This is a genomic window from Gilliamella sp. ESL0232 (assembly GCF_013346885.1).
Lineage (GTDB): Bacteria > Pseudomonadota > Gammaproteobacteria > Enterobacterales > Orbaceae > Gilliamella > Gilliamella bombi.
Genome location: NZ_JAAEDW010000013.1, coordinates 34,805 through 53,244, shown reverse-complemented (window position 1 = coordinate 53,244; position 18,440 = coordinate 34,805). Strand labels below are relative to the sequence as shown.

Here is an 18,440-nt window from a genome sequence, read left to right as displayed (position 1 = left end):
ATGGATTCAAATTTAAAATATGCTTTAATCACAACTATTGCTGTGTTAGCTGTTTTGGCAACATTTGGTTTTATTGTTTGTATGAATTAAAAAGCTTGATTAATTAGTTGGTGATCATTATAGTATGCAACCTGCTTTTGAAAAGCGGGTTCTAATGAGGTGAGGTGTCCGAGTGGTTGAAGGAGCACGCCTGGAAAGTGTGTATACGGCAACGTATCAAGGGTTCGAATCCCTTCCTCACCGCCATATTGAGTCATTAAAAGATGGAATCATTAGTTCATAACGCTATAAAACTAGCTATCTAGATTATTTTAATAGTTCGTAGTTTATAGTTGTTATTTAAAATGACAAACAATACCTTCCTCTCCTAAATCATTTGGAGTTATTATGGAAAACTTACGCACAGTTCAAGACTTTATACGTTGGACAGCATCACAACTTAGTCTATCAGATGTCTTTTTAGGTCATGGTACAGATAATCCTATTGATGAGTCTAAACAATTAATTTTAACAACGTTAGGATTATCGTTGTTTATTCCTGAAGAATTTTATTCCGCTAATCTAACTAATGATGAAAAAAATCAAATTATTGACATTATTCAAAAGCGAATAAAAGATCGTGTACCAACCCCTTATTTAACTAACCAAGCTTGGTTTTGTGGACATGCTTTTTATGTGGATGAGCGTGTATTAATTCCTCGTTCTCCTATTGGTGAACTAATTGATAACCATTTTGAGCAAATAATATTAACTGAACCTAAAAATATTCTAGATCTATGTACTGGTAGTGGCTGTATAGGGATTGCTTGCGCTTATGAGTTTGCTGATGCTCAAGTTGATATAACTGATATTTCATTAGAAGCATTAGATATCGCCCAAACAAATATTGAGATGCACGAAATGGATTTTCAAGTTACTCCTATTTTGTCAGATCTATTTGATGATGTGCCTGAAAAACAATACGATCTGATTGTCACTAATCCGCCTTATGTTGATAGTGAAGATATGAGTGATTTGCCAGATGAGTTTTTATATGAACCTAAATTAGCATTAGAAGCGGGCTTTGATGGTTTAGATCTGGTAAAAAAAATTTTACGAGATGCGATAAATTATTTAACACCAGCAGGTGTATTAGTTTGTGAAGTCGGCAATAGTTGGGTTAGCTTACAACAACAATATCCCGATGTCCCTTTTAATTGGATAGAATTTGAACGTGGTGGGTTGGGTGTATTTTCTATCACACGTGAAGAACTGATTCAATATCATTACTGTTTTAAATAAACTGTTATTAATCATTGGAATAAATTTATTATGGCTGGAAACTCAATCGGAAAATTATTCAAAGTAACCACATTCGGTGAATCGCACGGTGTGGCATTAGGGTGTGTTGTCGATGGTGTTCCTCCTGGACTTGCGTTAACAGAATCAGACATGCAAAATGATCTTGATCGTCGTAGACCTGGCTCATCTCGTTATACAACTCAACGCCGAGAAGCAGATCAAGTCAAAATTTTGTCAGGCGTATTTGAAGGTGTTACAACTGGAACGAGTATTGGTTTACTTATTGAAAATACCGATCAACGTTCTCAAGATTATAGTAAAATTAAAGATATCTTCAGACCAAGCCATGCAGATTACACTTATCAAAATAAATATGGCATACGCGATTATCGCGGTGGCGGTCGCTCCTCTGCTCGTGAAACGGCTATGAGAGTTGCTGCCGGCGCTATTGCAAAAAAATATCTACAAGAAAAGCTTGGCATTACTATTCGTGGTTATTTGGCTCAGATGGGTGATGTAAAATGTGAATTGAAAGACTGGCAACAAGTTGAACACAATCCATTTTTTTGCGCAGATGAGAGTAAATTAGATGCACTTGAACAGCTGCTTCGGTCATTAAAAAAAGAGGGTGACTCAATAGGTGCGAAAGTTTGCATTGTTGCTGAAAATATTCCAGTAGGACTTGGCGAACCTGTATTTGATAAACTAGATGCTGATCTTGCGCATGCACTAATGAGTATTAATGCCGTGAAAGGTGTAGAAATTGGCGATGGTTTTGCTGTTGTGAATAAACGTGGTAGCGAAAATCGTGATGAAATAACACCTAAAGGCTTTTTATCTAATCATGCCGGTGGGATTTTAGGTGGTATTAGTTCAGGACAAACCATATCAGCCAGCATAGCACTTAAACCCACGCCTAGTATAGAAATTCCAGGTAAATCAGTTAATATTTTGGGTGAAAGCGTTGAAGTATCTACACATGGTCGACATGATCCATGTGTTGGCATTCGAGCTGTACCAATTGCTGAAGCAATGGTTGCTATTGTGCTAATGGATCATTACCTTCGTTATCGGGCTCAATGTGGTGATGTAAATAAATTATGAGTTATGATCTGCTTATTTTACTTTTTCTGATTGCTGCTTTGGCCGGTTTTATTGATTCTATTGCTGGCGGAGGTGGTTTATTAACTGTCCCTGCATTACTTGCTGTTGGACTGCCACCAGCTAGTGCATTGGCAACCAATAAATTGCAAAGTTGCGGTGGTTCGTTTTCTGCTAGCCTATATTTTATCCGGCAGCATATGGTGGATTTGAAACAACAAAAATGGGCAATCGTTTTTGCTTTTGTTGGTTCAGCAATTGGAACATTATCTGTGATGCGTATCCAAGCTGATTTTTTAAAATTATTATTACCAATTTTAACTATTAGCGTTGGGCTCTATTTTCTACTTTCTCCAACTATTGGAGAAAACGACCGTAACAGTCGCCTTTCACTTATTCAATTCGCATTAATTCCTGCCTTTGGTATAGGTTTTTATGATGGATTTTTTGGCCCTGGTGCTGGTTCATTTTATGCGTTAGCTTATATCACGTTAGCTGGTTTTAATTTAACCAAAGCGACTGCACATACCAAAGTACTAAACTTCACCTCAAATTTGGCCGGCTTGCTGTTTTTTATTATAGGGGGAGAAGTAATCTGGTCAATTGGATTGGTTATGTTAGTTGGTCAATTTATAGGAGCGAGGCTTGGTGCTAAAATGGTCATCGCCAAAGGTCGTAAATTAATTCGACCAATGTTAATTACAGTTTCGACCCTTATGAGTATAAAATTAATTTACGAAAACTTTTTTTAATTACTTATAAGTTAAGTAATTTACATTTTCTCTACCTAAAATATCTAAAGTAATTTTATTATCAATTTTACTGCTTCTCATTTTTACCTTTCATAATTCATTTATATTAAAATTTTTGTCAAAAACTTTCAGGTAACTATATGTTTGAGTATAAAATAGCAACAAGTATTTATTTCACTTAAATATTATTTAGTATATATTTGTGTTATATAAGATAGTTTGTGTTAACACGTCCCAATATTATGAAACTTCAACAATTACGCTATATTATAGAAATAGCACGTTCTGGCTCAATAAATGAAGCCGCTAAGAATTTATATATTACTCAGCCAAGCTTATCAACAGCGGTGAAAGATCTAGAAGCTGAATTTGGTATTGAGATTTTTGTTCGCAGTTCTAAAGGAGTTTCACTTTCACCTGATGGTGTTGAGTTTTTAGGTTATGCCAAACAAGTTTTAGATCAAGCTGAACTATTGGAACAGCACTACTCCAAAAAAGAACCCTCTAAGCAGTTATGCAGCATATCTACTCAGCATTATGCTTTTGCGGTTAATGCCTTTGTTAACTTAATTAAAAAAAATCAAACAGATGAGTATGAGTTTACGCTTAGGGAAACAAAAACATATGATATTATCACCGATGTAGCTAATTTACGTAGTGAAGTTGGTATTTTGTATTTGAATGATTTTAATCAAAAAGTGATTTTACGGTTACTGAAAGAACATAGATTAACCTTTAATCCACTTTTTGAAGCTAATCCTCATGTATTTATTAGTACTCATCATCCATTATCATCCATGAAGTTATTAACTTTAGATGATTTAGAGGATTACCCTTATCTCTCTTTTGAGCAGGGCGAATATAACTCATTTTATTTTTCCGAAGAAATTTTAAGTACGGTTTATCATAAAAAGAGTATACACGTCAGTGATAGAGCAACCTTATTTAACTTATTGCATGGACTCAATGGTTATACCATTAGCACAGGGGTTTTAAGTGCTGACTTAAACGGATCTGATATTTTATCAATACCGTTAGATGTAGAAGAAAAAATCCTAATTGGCTGGATCACATCACAAAAGGCTCAACTAAGCTTATCAGCTCAAAATTATATTGAGGCGCTAAAAAAACTAATTCAAGAAGAGTATGGTTTCGAGCTTAAGTAAATACTGCTGCTAACTAAATAAATCAAATTGCTATTTTTATAAATTTCAGTATAATTACGTAACTCATATATTCACTATATGGATACCGAGGAATGTCTGAATTAGAGATCGGTCATTCCATTTTTTATGTTTATTTTAAGAGGTTTATTATGTCTCTAACTGTAGAAACTAAAGCGAAAATCGTTGCCGAATATGGTCGTGGCACTAATGACACTGGTTCAACAGAGGTTCAAGTTGCTCTTTTAACTGCACGTATTAATGATTTACAAGGTCATTTTTCTGAGCATAAAAAAGATCACCATAGCCGTCGTGGTCTATTACGTATGGTGTCTAGCCGTCGTAAATTATTAGATTATTTACGTCGTAAAGATATTGAACGTTATAACCAATTGATTAAAAAATTAGGTTTACGTCGCTAATTGACAATCTACTTGAAAAGAGGCTTAGGCCTCTTTTTCGTTGTGAAAAATCGGTGCTCTGATATAATATTGAGCGTTAAAAATTATTATTTTATGTAAGCCAACAAAGTAAAGGTTATATCTCATGTTTCGCGCGACTAATGAGAGCTCTATAATTTATAGATTTGTCATTAGTCGTGACAGTGAAATAATCTTTTTGTTGTATATACCCCCACATTGTTGAAGAGAGTATCAATAAGCGTAGCGTAATGTTGCGTCCTGTCGAAATATCAAACTTCAACATAACAAATAACAAGAGGACACTATTTTGTTTAATCCGACATGTCAAAAATTTCAATATGGTCGTCATACCGTGACTTTAGAAACTGGTATTATGGCTCGTCAAGCAACCGCAGCTGTTATGGTTAATATGGATGATACTGCTGTATTTGTCACGGTTGTTGCAAATAAAAAAGTAAAAGAAGGTCAAGACTTCTTCCCATTAACAGTTAATTACCAAGAACGTACCTATGCTGCAGGGCGTATTCCTGGTGGATTTTTTAAACGTGAAGGTCGTCCAAGTGAAGGTGAAACTCTAATTGCACGTTTAATCGACCGCCCGCTTCGTCCATTATTTCCTGAAGGATTTGTTAATGAAATCCAAATTATTGCAACCGTTGTTTCTGTTAATCCCGAGGTGAGCCCTGACCTAGTTGCAATGATTGGTGCTTCTGCTGCACTTTGCTTATCTGGTGTTCCATTCCACGGCCCTATTGGTGCTGCACGTGTTGGCTTTATTAATGATGAATTTGTATTAAATCCATCAGTAAAAGAGCTTGCAGCCAGTCGTCTAGATTTAGTTGTTGCGGGCACAAAAAGTGCAGTATTAATGGTTGAATCTGAAGCTGACTTACTCACTGAAGATCAAATGTTAGCAGCGGTAGTATTTGGTCATGAACAACAACAAGTTGTTATTGATAATATTAACGAATTTGTAGAAAAAGCCAATTGTGAAAAATGGGATTGGGTAGCACCGGCTAAAAATGAAGAGCTATATAACGCCATTGTTGAACTAGCTAAAGATCGTTTGGGCGAAGCTTATCGTATTACTGAAAAACAAGCACGTTATGCACAAATCGATTTAATTAAAGAAGAAGTTTTAGCTGTACTAAAAGAACAAAATGACGAGCTTGATGAAAACGAAGTGATTAATATTATTGTTGAGTTGGAAAGTCAAATTGTTCGTAAGCGTGTTATTGCTGGTGAACCGCGTATTGATGGTCGTGAAAAAGATATGATTCGTGCACTTGATATCCGTACTAATGTCTTACCAAGAACTCATGGTAGTGCACTGTTTACACGTGGTGAAACTCAGGCACTAGTTACTGCAACATTAGGTACAGAGCGTGACGCACAAATCATTGATGAGTTAACTGGTGAATATACCGAACGGTTCTTACTTCATTACAATTTTCCTCCATACTCTGTTGGCGAAACAGGCATGGTTGGCTCACCAAAACGCCGAGAAATTGGTCATGGTCGCCTAGCTAAACGAGGTGTTGCGGCTGTAATGCCAAGCCGTGAAGAATTTCCATATACTGTTCGAGTAGTGTCTGAAATTACTGAGTCAAATGGTTCATCTTCAATGGCTTCTGTTTGTGGTGCTTCACTTGCTCTTATGGATGCAGGGGTACCAATCAAATCATCTGTTGCTGGTATTGCAATGGGATTAGTAAAAGAAGGTGATCAGTTTGTCGTATTATCAGATATTCTTGGTGACGAAGACCACCTTGGTGATATGGACTTTAAAGTAGCAGGTACACGCGAAGGTGTAAGTGCATTGCAAATGGATATCAAAATTGAAGGTATTACCAAAGAAATTATGCAAGTAGCACTTAATCAAGCTAAAGGTGCTCGTTTACACATTTTAGGTGTAATGGAACAAGCAATTAATAAGCCTCGCCAAGAAATTTCAGAGTTTGCACCACGTATTTATACAATGAATGTAAATCCTGACAAAATTCGCGATATTATCGGTAAAGGTGGCGCAACAATTCGGGCTTTAACTGAAGAAACAGGAACAACTATTGAAATCACTGATGATGGTACCGTTAAGATTGCCGCTTCAGATGGTAATAAAGCCAAAGATGCCATGGCACGTATTACTAACTTAGTTGCTGATGTCGAAATTGGTAAAATTTATACAGGTAAAGTAACAAGAATCGTTGATTTTGGTGCTTTTGTATCGGTTATTGGTGGTAAAGAGGGACTTGTTCATGTATCTCAAATTGCCGATCATCGAGTAGAAAAAGTGGCTGATTATCTAAAAGTTGGTCAAGAAGTGAATGTTAAAGTGCTAGAAATTGACCGCCAAGGCAGAATCCGTTTGAGTATGAAAGATGCTGTCGAACCGACAGCAGACGTTGTTTCAACAGCAGAATAAAATTATTATTCATTAGGGGATAAAAATGGGATTATTCAACCTGAGAACTGTATGCTGCATTTTGCTAGCTGTTATTCTTTTGTCAGGTTGTTCTAATTCTCAACCTTTGTTAGCTGTTCCTGAGCAAGTTTCATATGATGATGAGTTAAAAATTGCTCAGCTCAGCCAACAGCTGTCTCAAAAAGGCCTTGATACTGGAACGCGAATGCAACTCATATTTGAGCGAGGTATTGCCTATGATTCATTGGGTTTTAAAGCCTTTGCTCAAAGCGATTTTTCCTATTTGTTGAGCTTAAATCCTGAAGTTCCTGACATTTACAACTTTCTAGGAACCTATGCATTAAGAGATGGCGATTTTGATACAGCTTTAATGTCGTTTAATACTACATTAGAGCTTGATCCCGCTTATACTTATGCGTATTTAAATCGTGCTATTACGTTGTATCGTACAGGCCATTATCAAGCCGCAGAGCGTGATGCATTAAGGTTTTATCAATATGATATGAATGAACCTATTAGGATTCTATGGCTTTATTTGATTGAAAAGGAAAATGATAATAAAGCCGCCAAAATTGAGCTACAAAAACGTTATGATCTGATTAATGATAAAACGAGTTATAGTGGCAATATTATTGCATTTTATTTAGGTAAAATTAGCGAAACTAAATTAATGCAGAACCTTCAACAAGGTGTAGAGAATAATCGACAATTAGCCGAACGCCTTTGTGAAGCCTACTTTTACTTAGGTAAATATTATCAAAGTAAAGGTGACAACGAACGTGCCAAAATGTTATTTAAATATGCTTTAGCCAATAATATTTATAACTATGTTGAACATCAACAGGCACTTTATGAAATGAAGTTACTTGAAGAAAAAGAAGAGTAACAAGGGTCATGCCAGTTTTAAAAGTGAAAATATTGTTATAGCGTAGTTCTGATTTGCCAAATAATATGTTCTTAACATTAGATAATGCGGTTAGCTTTATCTTAGATATATCAATATCAATCAACCTTAGTTTATTTTTTAGATTCGATTTGTTGAGTTAACATAGGCAGTTAGTTATTGGGGTGAGTTGTAAATTTTCAATTTAGTGAGCTGGCATAAATTTATATCTGCTTTCTTTATTTGGTTTAAAAAAATAAGATAAAACTTATATGATATTAGTTAATAATTATCAGGATTTTTACTAAATAAGTAAGTTTATATATTCAAAATTTATAAGCGAGTTTACATGACAAAAGAAGTTTCTTTTATTGATCTTGGTTTATCCGAGGATATTCTTAACGCATTAAATGATCTTGGTTTTAGCAAACCATCACCAATCCAATCTGAATGTATTCCTCTATTATTAGAGGGTAATGATGTATTGGGTATGGCACAGACAGGTAGTGGCAAAACCGCTGCATTTTCAATTCCTTTCTTAATGAATATTGACGCAAACTTAAAAGCACCACAACTTTTAGTATTAGCTCCTACACGGGAATTGGCTATACAAGTTGCTGATGCTTGCTCTGAATATTCAAAATATATGAAAGGGGTAAAAGTACTCGCTTTATATGGTGGACAGCGTTATGACGTTCAATTACGAGCCTTAAAACAAGGTCCTCAAATTGTAGTTGGTACACCAGGACGTTTGCTAGATCACTTAAATCGTAAAACCTTAGATCTCTCTAATCTTAAGGGATTAGTACTTGATGAAGCAGATGAAATGTTAAGAATGGGCTTTATTGATGATGTTGAAAGCATTATGACAACGATTCCAGATGATCATCAAACAGCTTTATTTTCGGCAACAATGCCAGCACCAATTCGTCGTATTACTAAACGATTTATGCAAAATCCTAAAGAAGTTCAGATCAAAGGTACCAATCAAACTGCCCCTGATATTGACCAAAGTTATTGGCTTGTTAGAGGTATGCGTAAAAACGAAGCTATCGTTCGCTTTCTAGAAGCAGAAGATTTTGATGCGGCTATTATTTTTGTTCGAACAAAATCAGCTACTTTAGATGTGGCGGAAGTGCTTGAAAAGCACGGTTATAGTTGTGCTGCATTAAATGGTGATATGACACAACAATTGCGTGAACAAACATTAGATCGTTTACGTAATGGTCGTTTAGATATATTAATTGCAACTGATGTTGCTGCTCGTGGTTTAGATGTTGAGCGTATTAGCTTAGTTATAAATTATGATATCACGTTAGATTCTGAATCTTATGTTCACCGTATTGGACGAACTGGTCGTGCTGGACGTGCTGGCCGTGCTATTTTATTTGTTGATAGCCGTGAACGTCGTTTACTTAAGAATATCGAGCAAACTATCAAAAAACCAATTCCAGAAGTTGGGTTGCCATCAAAAGAGCTACTTGAACAGCGTCGTTTAGCTAAATTTACTGCGCAAGTCCAGAAACAACTTGAGAGTAGTGATTTAGATGAGTACCAAAAGTTATTAGCAAAAATACAAGCGGATAGTGGAGCCGATCTTGAAACGATTGCAACCGCTTTATTAAAATTAGCACAAGGGGAACGCCCTTTAATTTTACCACCAGACCCAGTGTTTAAACCATCGCGTGAAATGCGAGATCGGGATAATCGTGGCGGTGAACGCCGTTTACGAGGTGATAATCGTGAATCCCCAAAACGTCGAGAACGACGCGATGTTGGTGATATGGATATGTATCGTATTGAAGTTGGTAAAGAGAACGGTATTGAAGTTCGTCATATTGTGGGGGCAATTGCTAACGAAGCTGATATTAGCAGTCGTTACATTGGTAATATCAAGCTTTATGATACTTATTCGACAGTTGAATTACCAAAAGGTATGCCAAAAGACATACTAAAACATTTTGAAAAAGTAAGAGTACTTAATCAACCAATGAAAATGAGCTTAATCAGTGGAGTAGCGTCTGATACTAAACGAGCTCGTAAAAACAGTAAATCAGATACATCTGATAAACCGTTTGCAAAAAAGCGTGGTCGCCCAACAGCACCTAAATTCTAATGTATTGACCTCTGTCATTTGGCAGAGGTATCTTTAATTCTTTTTATCTCAACTAACAACATAGTTTAGTAGCCACATACTGCATCATATTCAGCTAGATAACAAAACAGAGTTAGCGCTTTACCCTAAGTTATGATTGAGAGTATACTATTAAAAATATTAACAGTTAATTAGAGGTAAGCATGGCAGATTCTTTAAACAAATGCAAAGCAAACGAAACTCCAGCATGTTGTTGTGTGGATGTTGGTACAATAATTGATAACGAAGACTGTAGCGCTGAGTATGAACACATCTTTGCGACAGAATCAGAAGCTCAAGCTAAGTTAGCATCTTTAACCCAAGCAGCAAATGATGTCGCAACAGATCCGTGTGAAATTAATAGCAATATTGATAAAATAAGCGATGGCTTTAAATTATCAGCAAAATTTACCTTTTGTTGTGGTGCAGAATGCATGATTTTCCAATTAAAATTACGTTAATTGAATATTGATGAAAGTTTGTATTATGAGACATGGTGAAGCAGGGTTTTCTGCTTCATCAGATTCCAGTAGAACATTAACAAATTATGGCATTAATCAGTCAAATCAAGCTGGAAAATGGCTTAAACAGCAAAATTTTCAATTTGAAATTGGTTTGGTTAGCCCTTATTTACGAGCTCAACAAACATTAACAGAATTATCATCACACGTTAGTGTTGCAAAAGTTGAAACTAATCAATTTTTAGTGCCTGGCGGTAGCCCATCTCATATTGCTGACATATTAGCAATATTGTTAAATGATGGGGTTGAAAATGTGATTATTGTATCTCATTTGCCATTGGTGGGATATTTAGTTAATGAACTATGTCCGCAAGTTGCTCCTCCTATGTTTTCTACTGCCGCAATTGCTTGTATTAGTTTATTACCAAACTCTGCAGGAAATCTTGAATGGTTTCATCAAGCGGAGTAAAAAAACTTAATCTTTTTGATTTACCTCTAACTGGTCGAACTTTAATTGAAGCATCGGCTGGAACTGGTAAAACTTATTCTCTTGCCTTTATTTACTTAAGATTATTATTGGGCATTGGTCAAAATAGTTACCCAAGGCCTTTAAATGTTAACGAAATTCTGGTTGTGACTTTTACCAAAGCGGCAACTCAAGAACTTCGATCGCGGATAAGGCAAAATATTCAAGAACTGCGAATAGGGCTATTACAAGGACATCATAAAGATCCTATTTATCAACAACTCATTGAATTAATTGATGATAGAAAATTTGCAGTACAGCAACTTACTATTGCTCAACAGTCAATGGATGATACGGCTATTTATACTATACATAGTTTTTGCCAACGAATACTAACTAGCCATGCATTTGAATCGGGTGTTTTATTTGAGCAAAAGCTAATCTCTGATGAATATGAGTTAAAATTAAGAGTAACTCAAGATTTTTGGCGTCACTATTTTACACCGCTTGATAAACCACTTGCTTATTTAGTGCTTGCTACATGGCAAGATCCAACGGCATTGCTAAAAGACATCACCCCTTATTTAGGGTTAGATTTCAACAATGCTGGCAAGGTAAACCTAGATATAAGTCCAACAATAAAGTTGTTTCACCAACAAAGTTATGAAAAAATTGAAAATATTAAAAAATCTTGGTTAGCTTTGTCTGAAAAATTAGTTGAAATCATTATACAATCAGGTGTCAGCAAACAATCATATAGTAGTCGAAATCTACCCAATTGGGTAATTAAAGTATCGGCATGGGCTAACAGCAAAACTCGAACATTTGAATTACCCAACGAACTTGAAAAATTTAAGCAATCAGTTTTAATCGAAAAGACGAAAGAAGGAAAAAGTGTTCCATGTCATTCGTTTTTTGAACAAATTGACGATCTATATAAACAACCTTTTGATCTACGAAACCAAATCTTAATGGATATTGTCAGTGTAATTCAGAAAGGGATCTATAACGAAAAACTCAAAAATGGCGAGATGAGCTTTGACGATCTTATTTGGCAACTAAATCGTGCATTAAAAGCAAAAGCAGGTGATCGATTGGCGCAAAGTATAGCCTCAAAATATTGTGTTGCTTTAATTGATGAGTTCCAGGATACCGATCCTGCTCAGTATCAAATTTTTGATCGTATTTATGACAGGAACAAGTTAGATCGAGGTCTATTATTTATTGGTGATCCAAAACAAGCAATTTACAGCTTTCGAGGTGCAGATATATTCACTTACTTAAAAGCTAAACAATCGACAGGGGAAAATTCTTTTACCATGGATGTAAACCATCGTTCATCTGCTTCGATGGTCAAAGCTGTTAACCAATTATTTTCTAATTGCGATAATCCATTTATATTTAATGATATTCCTTTTTTACCCATGGAAGCGGCAAAACGGAATCAGCAAAAGTCTTTACAAATTAACAACCAAGAAGTATCGGCATTAGCTGCTTACTTACTACCTGATGATATTGCAACAAATTCTGATTATCAAGAACACATGGCTAGTTGTTGTGCTACCCAAATAGTGACTTTACTGTCTAATTCATCAATGTTAATTGATAGCGAAAACGAACAACGTCCTGTGACTACAGCAGATATTGCGATCTTAGTGCGTAATGGACGTGAAGCCGAACTTATTCAACAAAAATTGACTCATTGCGGTGTTAAGAGTGTCTACTTGTCAAACAATAGTAGTGTGTTTTCTTCAAATGAAGCAAAAGATGTATTGAGCCTATTGCAAGCTGTTTTAATGCCAGAAAACGAAACAATGCTCAAGCTAGCATTAATGACATCGCTATTAGGTCAAACCATGACAGACCTTGAACAAATCACTGACGATCAAGATAAATGGGAAAGTTTGGTCGAAGAATTCAAACAATATCAAGCAATTTGGCAATATTATGGTGTATTGGTTATGTTACGCCGAATGATGAAAAAACGGCATCTAGCTGAAAACATCTTAGCTCGCCAAGGTGGTGAACGAACATTAACTAACTTAATGCATTTAGGCGAATTACTTCAAGAAACATCAAATGAGTTAGATGGTCCACACGCCTTAATTCGGTGGTTGACAAAACAAATTGTTAACCCAGATCCAAATTTAGAAAATCATCAACAACGCCTTGAAAGTGATGAAAACCTTGTCAAGATTATTACTATTCATAAATCAAAGGGATTAGAGTTTCCGATTGTTTGGTTACCATTTATTTCAATATATCGTGCATCCGATAGCCAATTTTATCATGATAAAGATAATGACTATCAGCCAACTTATGCATGGTTACTGTCTGATGAGATTAAAGAGCAGATAGAGAAAGAGCGACTTGCTGAAGATTTGCGGCTATTATATGTTGCAATGACTCGCTCGGTTTATCATTGTAGTATTGGACTTGCTTCATTGAAAAAAAGCCAATCGGCTATTAATCATTTATTAAAAAGTGAATTAAGATCAATTGCCAATATAGCTAATTTAATTGATGTCCAATTACCAATAGAGAGCGAACAGTATATTCCGGCAATTTTGCCAGACCAATCATTATCGGCTAACGTATTTTCGCGTAATATTTCAAACAGTTGGCGGGTTACAAGTTATACTGAATTACAAAGGCATAATCATAATGTATTGGCTTATAAGCCTGATCTTATTAATGACTGGGACGAATCCCCATACGAATCCGATAGAGTACAATCAAACGACACACTATATGATATCCACCATTTTCCTAAAGGAGCATATGTTGGTACATTAATGCACAGCATTATGGAAGATATCACATCAGATAATCTTGTTGAATTATGTAATCAGATGGTAAAAAAGCTCAATTTAGAAACAGAGTGGAATAGCGTAGTAACAAATTGGATGCAACAGATATTGACTACAAAACTGCATGATCCAAATTTAATATTATCGCAAGTGTTAATGGGGCAACATATTAACGAATTGCAATTCTATCTCCCTATACGCAAAACAGTCACTAGTCAGCAATTAGATAGTTTGTGTAAACAATATGATCATTTATCAAGATTATGTCCCGAATTAGATTTTGAGTCGGTACAAGGTATGCTAAGAGGCTTTATCGATTTAGTCTTCAAATTTGAAGGGAAATATTATGTGGTTGATTATAAATCTAATTGGTTAGGTGAATGTGTTGATGCTTATAGCCAAGAAGCACTTGAAAAAGTGATGTGCGATCATCGCTATGACCTACAATATCAACTTTACTGTTTAGCATTGCATCGTTTTTTAAAAGGACGTTTGTCTAATTACCAATACCAAACGCATTTTGGAGGGGTATATTATCTCTTTTTACGAGGAATGCCCGAGCAAGGCATCTTTTATCACCGACCTCAGCAAGAATTTATCGAAGAACTTGATAAGCTGTTTGATGGTGAAATGTTAAATGGAATATAACAATTATTAAGAAATAACCATATCGAAAAATACAATTGAATAAAAATAAGGCACCCAAAACGGTGCCTTATTTTTAGATGGCCTATTTAACATTTAAACATAAGCTGATAGCTATGGTGTTTATCTGTCAGTAAAAATTCATGATGTACATTTGGTGTCCAAGAATCATCTCCACCAATTCCCATATGATAAGCATCAATACTTATATAATCGCATGACCTAGGTTCCAATAAATGACGATGAGTTTTTTCTATTAATTGCTCTGTCCCATATTGATTAACGTTAAATTTAAACTGATGTCCAGTTATGATCATCTCATTAAGTTGCAATCTTTTAACCTCGCAACGTAACCCATTTTCACATGGATAAATATAAGGTGTATAAAGTTCTGCAAAAGGTAACGACCAATCACCAAAAATAGCTGATGTTTTTCGGTCAGGATAATTTTCATGAGGTCCTAAGCCAAGTCATTTTACTTTTTTAGGAATCTGTTTCATTTGATAACATAAACCGATTAATACTGTATATAAAATGATAATTTTTAATGTGATATCTATCACAATATTAGTGTTTAGTTTTTGAATAGTCGCTCTTATTGGTTATATTTAAACTACCTAGTAAAAGGTATTGGATTGTTACCGATTTATAGCGGGCAAAACCTAAAGAATAGTTATGACTATTTTTTAGGTTTTTTTTTGTCTCAAATTTAAAAGATTTTTAAATATTTTTTAATAATAAGTTTAGGGGAGGGGAGAAATGAAATTTTCAAAAAAAATAGTATATAAAATCAAACCAAAACGAGTTGTTTTAATGACTATGCTAGGTTTGTGTTATTTACCCAATGCGATGGCAGCAACTCAAGATGAGCTAGAAGCAAGAATTGCGTTATTAGAGCAAAAGTTATTAGTTCTTAGTCAAGAGTCTAATGATTTGAAAAAGCAAGTGATTGATTCTAATAAGCAACTTGCTAAATTAAATAATCATCTTCAAAAACAACAAATTATTATAAATAATCAGAAAAAAGTGCTTAAAAATAATCAAAATGTAGCAATTACAAAGCAACAGGCTCCATTTAATCCTGTACAAGCAAATAATAATCAAATTTTACTAGTTAGTACACCAAAAACCGATACTATGCAAGACAGCAATCATCCAGAAAAGACTTCATTTACTTTAGCTGAATTTAAAGATTATATTAAAGAAGAAATAGGATTTTCTTATAATGGTTACTTCCGTGGTGGTTGGTCAACTTCAAGCAATGGTAAACCTAAAAATTATGCTGAAGGTGCATTAGGTCGATTTGGTAATGAATATGGTGGTTGGTATGATCTTATCTTTAAGCAAAAAGTCTATGATCAAGATGGAAGGCGAGTTGATGCAATTGTTATGATTGATGGAAACGTGGCAACAAATAAAGCTGCGGGTTTATTTAATACGCAAGATGACAATATTATGCAATTTTCAGATATATATTTAGAAACAAAAGGATTTGTGCCACGTTTTCCTGATGCGAAATTATGGGTGGGTAAACATTCTTTGCCTTATAATGAAATACAAATGCTTGATTGGAAAACACAAAAAACGCCAGCAGGTGGAGGTATTGGTATTGAAAATCTTAAAGTCGGTGTTGGTGCTCTTGATTTATCATTAGTTAGAGCAGATGTAAATGTGAAAAATAAAAAAGAAATAATTAGTGCTGATGATAGTAAAGTAAATAAAATTGAACAATATAAAAAGGAAGAAGTTGATTTAAACGAACTAGAAATTCGCTATCGTGATATCCCATTATGGCAAAATGCAACGCTTGGTTTGAATGTTCGTTATTCAGCACCAAATAAATCTAAAATTCAAAATAGTATATCTGTTAAAAATGCTTGGCTTGGTAGCCTTGTTTTGCGTCAAAATGAATTTTTTGGCGGATTTAATCAGTTTACATTACAGACAGCAACCAATTCTGTTGCATCACAGCTGGCTAACATTAATACTAATAACCCAGAGTTTGCCAGTAATTCGGATAATGACTATATAGGTACACATACTGGTGGTAAAGCTTATCGTTTTGTATCGGAAGGTGAAGCTTATTTAAGCGATAATATCATTGTTGCTCATGCTTTGGCTTTAACTTCAGGAAATGATGTTTATTCTTATGATCTTAATCTTCCACATACCGATTTTACAAGTTTTAAATCAGCAATAAGACCAGCTTATATCTGGGATACTTATAATTAAAGCGGTGTTGAACTAGGTTACTTTCGTCAGAAAGACAAAGTTAAAAGTAAAACTTATGTCGAAGAAGGATATAAAACAACACTTTACCATTCATTTAAAGTCGGAAAAAGTATTTTATCTTCACGACCTGATATTCGTTTTTATGTTTCTTATATAGAAGCACTACAAAATGATATTAGTAAATTTGATTTTAATGGTAAAGATCATCAAATTAGTTTTGGTGTACAAACAGAAGTTTGGTTCTAAGTGATATAAAATAAGACTTATCATCTGAACTATATTATAGATGTAAAATATATGGTTCAGATGAAAAATGTAAACTTTGTTGATGTATAGCTACTTTATTTTTAACTATTGATAAAAGCTACTGAATAACGTTTAGTTAAGGTTGGTATATAGACGTTAATCAAATTTGTTGGAATACTTTCTCCTTTTGCAAGTTTTAGTGCTAATTCAGCAGCTTGTTCAGCCATTGTCTGTAAAGGATAACGAATGGTAGTTAATTTTGGATGTAAATAACGTGATAAAATAAGATCATCAAAACCAATGATCGAAATATCGTTTGGAATTTTAATATCATTATCGTAAAGCACAGACATTGCACCGGCGGCCATTGAATCGTTATAACAAGCAATTGCAGAGATATGACAGTTACGTTCAAGTAATGACATCATTGCTTGTTCGCCACCTATTTCATTTGGTAAACCAATTGCAATCAGATTCTCATTAACATCAATACCATGTTCTAACAATGCGTCTTTATATCCTTGTAAACGATCAGATGAGTCAGAAATATTATGATTTGAACATAAATAACCAATTTTAGTATGCCCATGTTGAATTAAATGTTTGACTGCAAGATAAGAGCCGTAACGGTTATCAAGAGCAATACAGCGTTTTTCAAATCCTTTTACGATACGATTAATTAGAACCATACCGGGTACTTGTTGCATCAATTTTTCTAGATCGCTATCAGAGAGCATTTTGGCATGTACAACTAACGACGAACAGCGATGTTCAATTAATTGAGTAATTGCATTATATTCTTGTTGCTCATTATGATAGCCATTACCGATCAACAAAAAATGACCTGTTCGTGAGGCAACTTTTTCAACGGTACTAACCATGGCACCAAAAAATGGATCCGATACATCAGCTACAACAATACCAATAGTATTCGAATTTTGTTGTGACAAAGCGCGTGCATTAGCATCAGGATAGTAGTTTAATTTTTGCATAGCTTCTTTTACGGTATCTCTTGTATTATCTCGAACGTTATTTGCGTTATTAATTACGCGAGATACAGTTGCAACTGAAACTTTAGCTAAACGCGCAACATCTTTTATTGTCGCCATAAAAAACCTTTTAATTAATTACTATCCATAAAATATCGATAATTATAATATTTAATGCTTATCAATATAGAGTTCTGTAGATTAACAATAATATAAGACAAAAAGTACTGAAAGTGAAAGGGTTATCTTTTTTACTGTCTTGAAGTTAATTTATTTGCAATACTCTTGATATATGACTGAATTAATTGATCATAATAAGGTAAAATAAAAACTTTGCCAATGATATTATTGGCGAATTAAAAACTAGAATTGTTTCATTAAAGACTAAATATTAAGGGGACAGCAATTAGCAAATCCCCTGATAGTCGCTAAA

Annotated in this window: 13 protein-coding genes, 1 tRNA gene and 2 pseudogenes; 14 read left to right on the top strand and 2 right to left on the bottom strand. The window is 34.6% G+C overall.

From position 1 onward, the window contains the following. From cydH to recB, 13 genes are all read left to right on the top strand, one after another. Nucleotides 1–90, top strand: a complete 90-nt coding sequence (gene cydH / locus GYW75_RS12025) for a cytochrome bd-I oxidase subunit CydH (protein WP_141672672.1) — start codon at nt 1–3, stop codon at nt 88–90. A gap of 68 nt (nt 91–158) precedes the next feature. Continuing rightward, a tRNA-Ser gene (locus GYW75_RS12020) sits at nt 159–246 on the top strand. 141 nt (nt 247–387) lie between these two features. Continuing rightward, entirely contained in the window at nt 388–1,281 is an 894-nt protein-coding gene (gene prmB / locus GYW75_RS12015) for a 50S ribosomal protein L3 N(5)-glutamine methyltransferase (RefSeq protein WP_174799487.1), read from the top strand. 30 nt (nt 1,282–1,311) lie between these two features. Beyond that, on the top strand, nt 1,312–2,385 hold the full coding sequence (gene aroC / locus GYW75_RS12010; RefSeq protein WP_065589546.1) for a chorismate synthase: 1,074 nt from the start codon (nt 1,312–1,314) through the stop codon (nt 2,383–2,385). Then, nucleotides 2,382–3,134, top strand: a complete 753-nt coding sequence (locus GYW75_RS12005; protein WP_085164448.1) for a TSUP family transporter — start codon at nt 2,382–2,384, stop codon at nt 3,132–3,134. The genes aroC and GYW75_RS12005 overlap by 4 nt, the downstream gene beginning before the upstream one ends. 242 nt (nt 3,135–3,376) lie before the next feature. Further along, entirely contained in the window at nt 3,377–4,300 is a 924-nt protein-coding gene (locus GYW75_RS12000) for a LysR family transcriptional regulator (protein WP_085164482.1), read from the top strand. A 149-nt stretch (nt 4,301–4,449) separates the two neighbouring features. After that, nucleotides 4,450–4,719, top strand: coding sequence for a 30S ribosomal protein S15 (rpsO, locus tag GYW75_RS11995; protein WP_085164450.1), 270 nt, complete (start codon nt 4,450–4,452; stop codon nt 4,717–4,719). A 307-nt stretch (nt 4,720–5,026) separates the two neighbouring features. Further along, nucleotides 5,027–7,141: a polyribonucleotide nucleotidyltransferase gene (pnp, locus tag GYW75_RS11990; RefSeq protein ID WP_174799486.1), complete on the top strand. Its 2,115-nt coding sequence runs from the start codon at nt 5,027–5,029 to the stop codon at nt 7,139–7,141. Between the two features lie 25 nt (nt 7,142–7,166). Beyond that, nucleotides 7,167–8,027, top strand: a complete 861-nt coding sequence (nlpI, locus tag GYW75_RS11985; RefSeq protein WP_065589550.1) for a lipoprotein NlpI — start codon at nt 7,167–7,169, stop codon at nt 8,025–8,027. 346 nt (nt 8,028–8,373) lie between these two features. Beyond that, nucleotides 8,374–10,140, top strand: a complete 1,767-nt coding sequence (locus GYW75_RS11980; protein WP_174799485.1) for a DEAD/DEAH family ATP-dependent RNA helicase — start codon at nt 8,374–8,376, stop codon at nt 10,138–10,140. A gap of 182 nt (nt 10,141–10,322) precedes the next feature. Next, complete coding sequence (locus GYW75_RS11975) at nt 10,323–10,619, top strand: YfcZ/YiiS family protein (RefSeq protein WP_065574424.1); 297 nt, start codon at nt 10,323–10,325, stop codon at nt 10,617–10,619. Between the two features lie 10 nt (nt 10,620–10,629). Further along, nucleotides 10,630–11,088, top strand: coding sequence for a phosphohistidine phosphatase SixA (sixA, locus tag GYW75_RS11970; protein WP_174799484.1), 459 nt, complete (start codon nt 10,630–10,632; stop codon nt 11,086–11,088). After that, nucleotides 11,067–14,543: an exodeoxyribonuclease V subunit beta gene (recB, locus tag GYW75_RS11965; RefSeq protein ID WP_174799483.1), complete on the top strand. Its 3,477-nt coding sequence runs from the start codon at nt 11,067–11,069 to the stop codon at nt 14,541–14,543. The genes sixA and recB overlap by 22 nt, the downstream gene beginning before the upstream one ends. 86 nt (nt 14,544–14,629) lie before the next feature. Here recB and lacZ read toward each other — a convergent pair. Continuing rightward, a pseudogene (gene lacZ, locus GYW75_RS11960) lies at nt 14,630–14,998 on the bottom strand (beta-galactosidase); the annotation flags it as partial. A 301-nt stretch (nt 14,999–15,299) separates the two neighbouring features. Here lacZ and GYW75_RS11955 point away from each other — a divergent pair. Further along, a pseudogene (locus GYW75_RS11955) lies at nt 15,300–17,018 on the top strand (carbohydrate porin). 101 nt (nt 17,019–17,119) lie between these two features. Here the strand turns inward: GYW75_RS11955 and GYW75_RS11950 are convergent. Next, on the bottom strand, nt 17,120–18,127 hold the full coding sequence (locus tag GYW75_RS11950) for a substrate-binding domain-containing protein (RefSeq protein ID WP_174799482.1): 1,008 nt from the start codon (nt 18,125–18,127) through the stop codon (nt 17,120–17,122). Nucleotides 18,128–18,440 lie beyond the last annotated feature (313 nt).

Bases quoted from the DNA above. Each gene is read 5' to 3' on its own strand.
- rpsO (WP_085164450.1), top strand. From the start codon at position 4,450: ATGTCTCTAACTGTAGAAACTAAAGCGAAAATCGTTGCCGAATATGGT.
- GYW75_RS12005 (WP_085164448.1), top strand. From the start codon at position 2,382: ATGAGTTATGATCTGCTTATTTTACTTTTTCTGATTGCTGCTTTGGCC.
- aroC (WP_065589546.1), top strand. From the start codon at position 1,312: ATGGCTGGAAACTCAATCGGAAAATTATTCAAAGTAACCACATTCGGT.
- nlpI (WP_065589550.1), top strand. From the start codon at position 7,167: ATGGGATTATTCAACCTGAGAACTGTATGCTGCATTTTGCTAGCTGTT.
- GYW75_RS12000 (WP_085164482.1), top strand. From the start codon at position 3,377: ATGAAACTTCAACAATTACGCTATATTATAGAAATAGCACGTTCTGGC.
- recB (WP_174799483.1), top strand. From the start codon at position 11,067: ATGGTTTCATCAAGCGGAGTAAAAAAACTTAATCTTTTTGATTTACCT.
- GYW75_RS11950 (WP_174799482.1), bottom strand. From the start codon at position 18,127: ATGGCGACAATAAAAGATGTTGCGCGTTTAGCTAAAGTTTCAGTTGCA.
- prmB (WP_174799487.1), top strand. From the start codon at position 388: ATGGAAAACTTACGCACAGTTCAAGACTTTATACGTTGGACAGCATCA.
- GYW75_RS11980 (WP_174799485.1), top strand. From the start codon at position 8,374: ATGACAAAAGAAGTTTCTTTTATTGATCTTGGTTTATCCGAGGATATT.
- sixA (WP_174799484.1), top strand. From the start codon at position 10,630: ATGAAAGTTTGTATTATGAGACATGGTGAAGCAGGGTTTTCTGCTTCA.
- GYW75_RS11975 (WP_065574424.1), top strand. From the start codon at position 10,323: ATGGCAGATTCTTTAAACAAATGCAAAGCAAACGAAACTCCAGCATGT.
- cydH (WP_141672672.1), top strand. From the start codon at position 1: ATGGATTCAAATTTAAAATATGCTTTAATCACAACTATTGCTGTGTTA.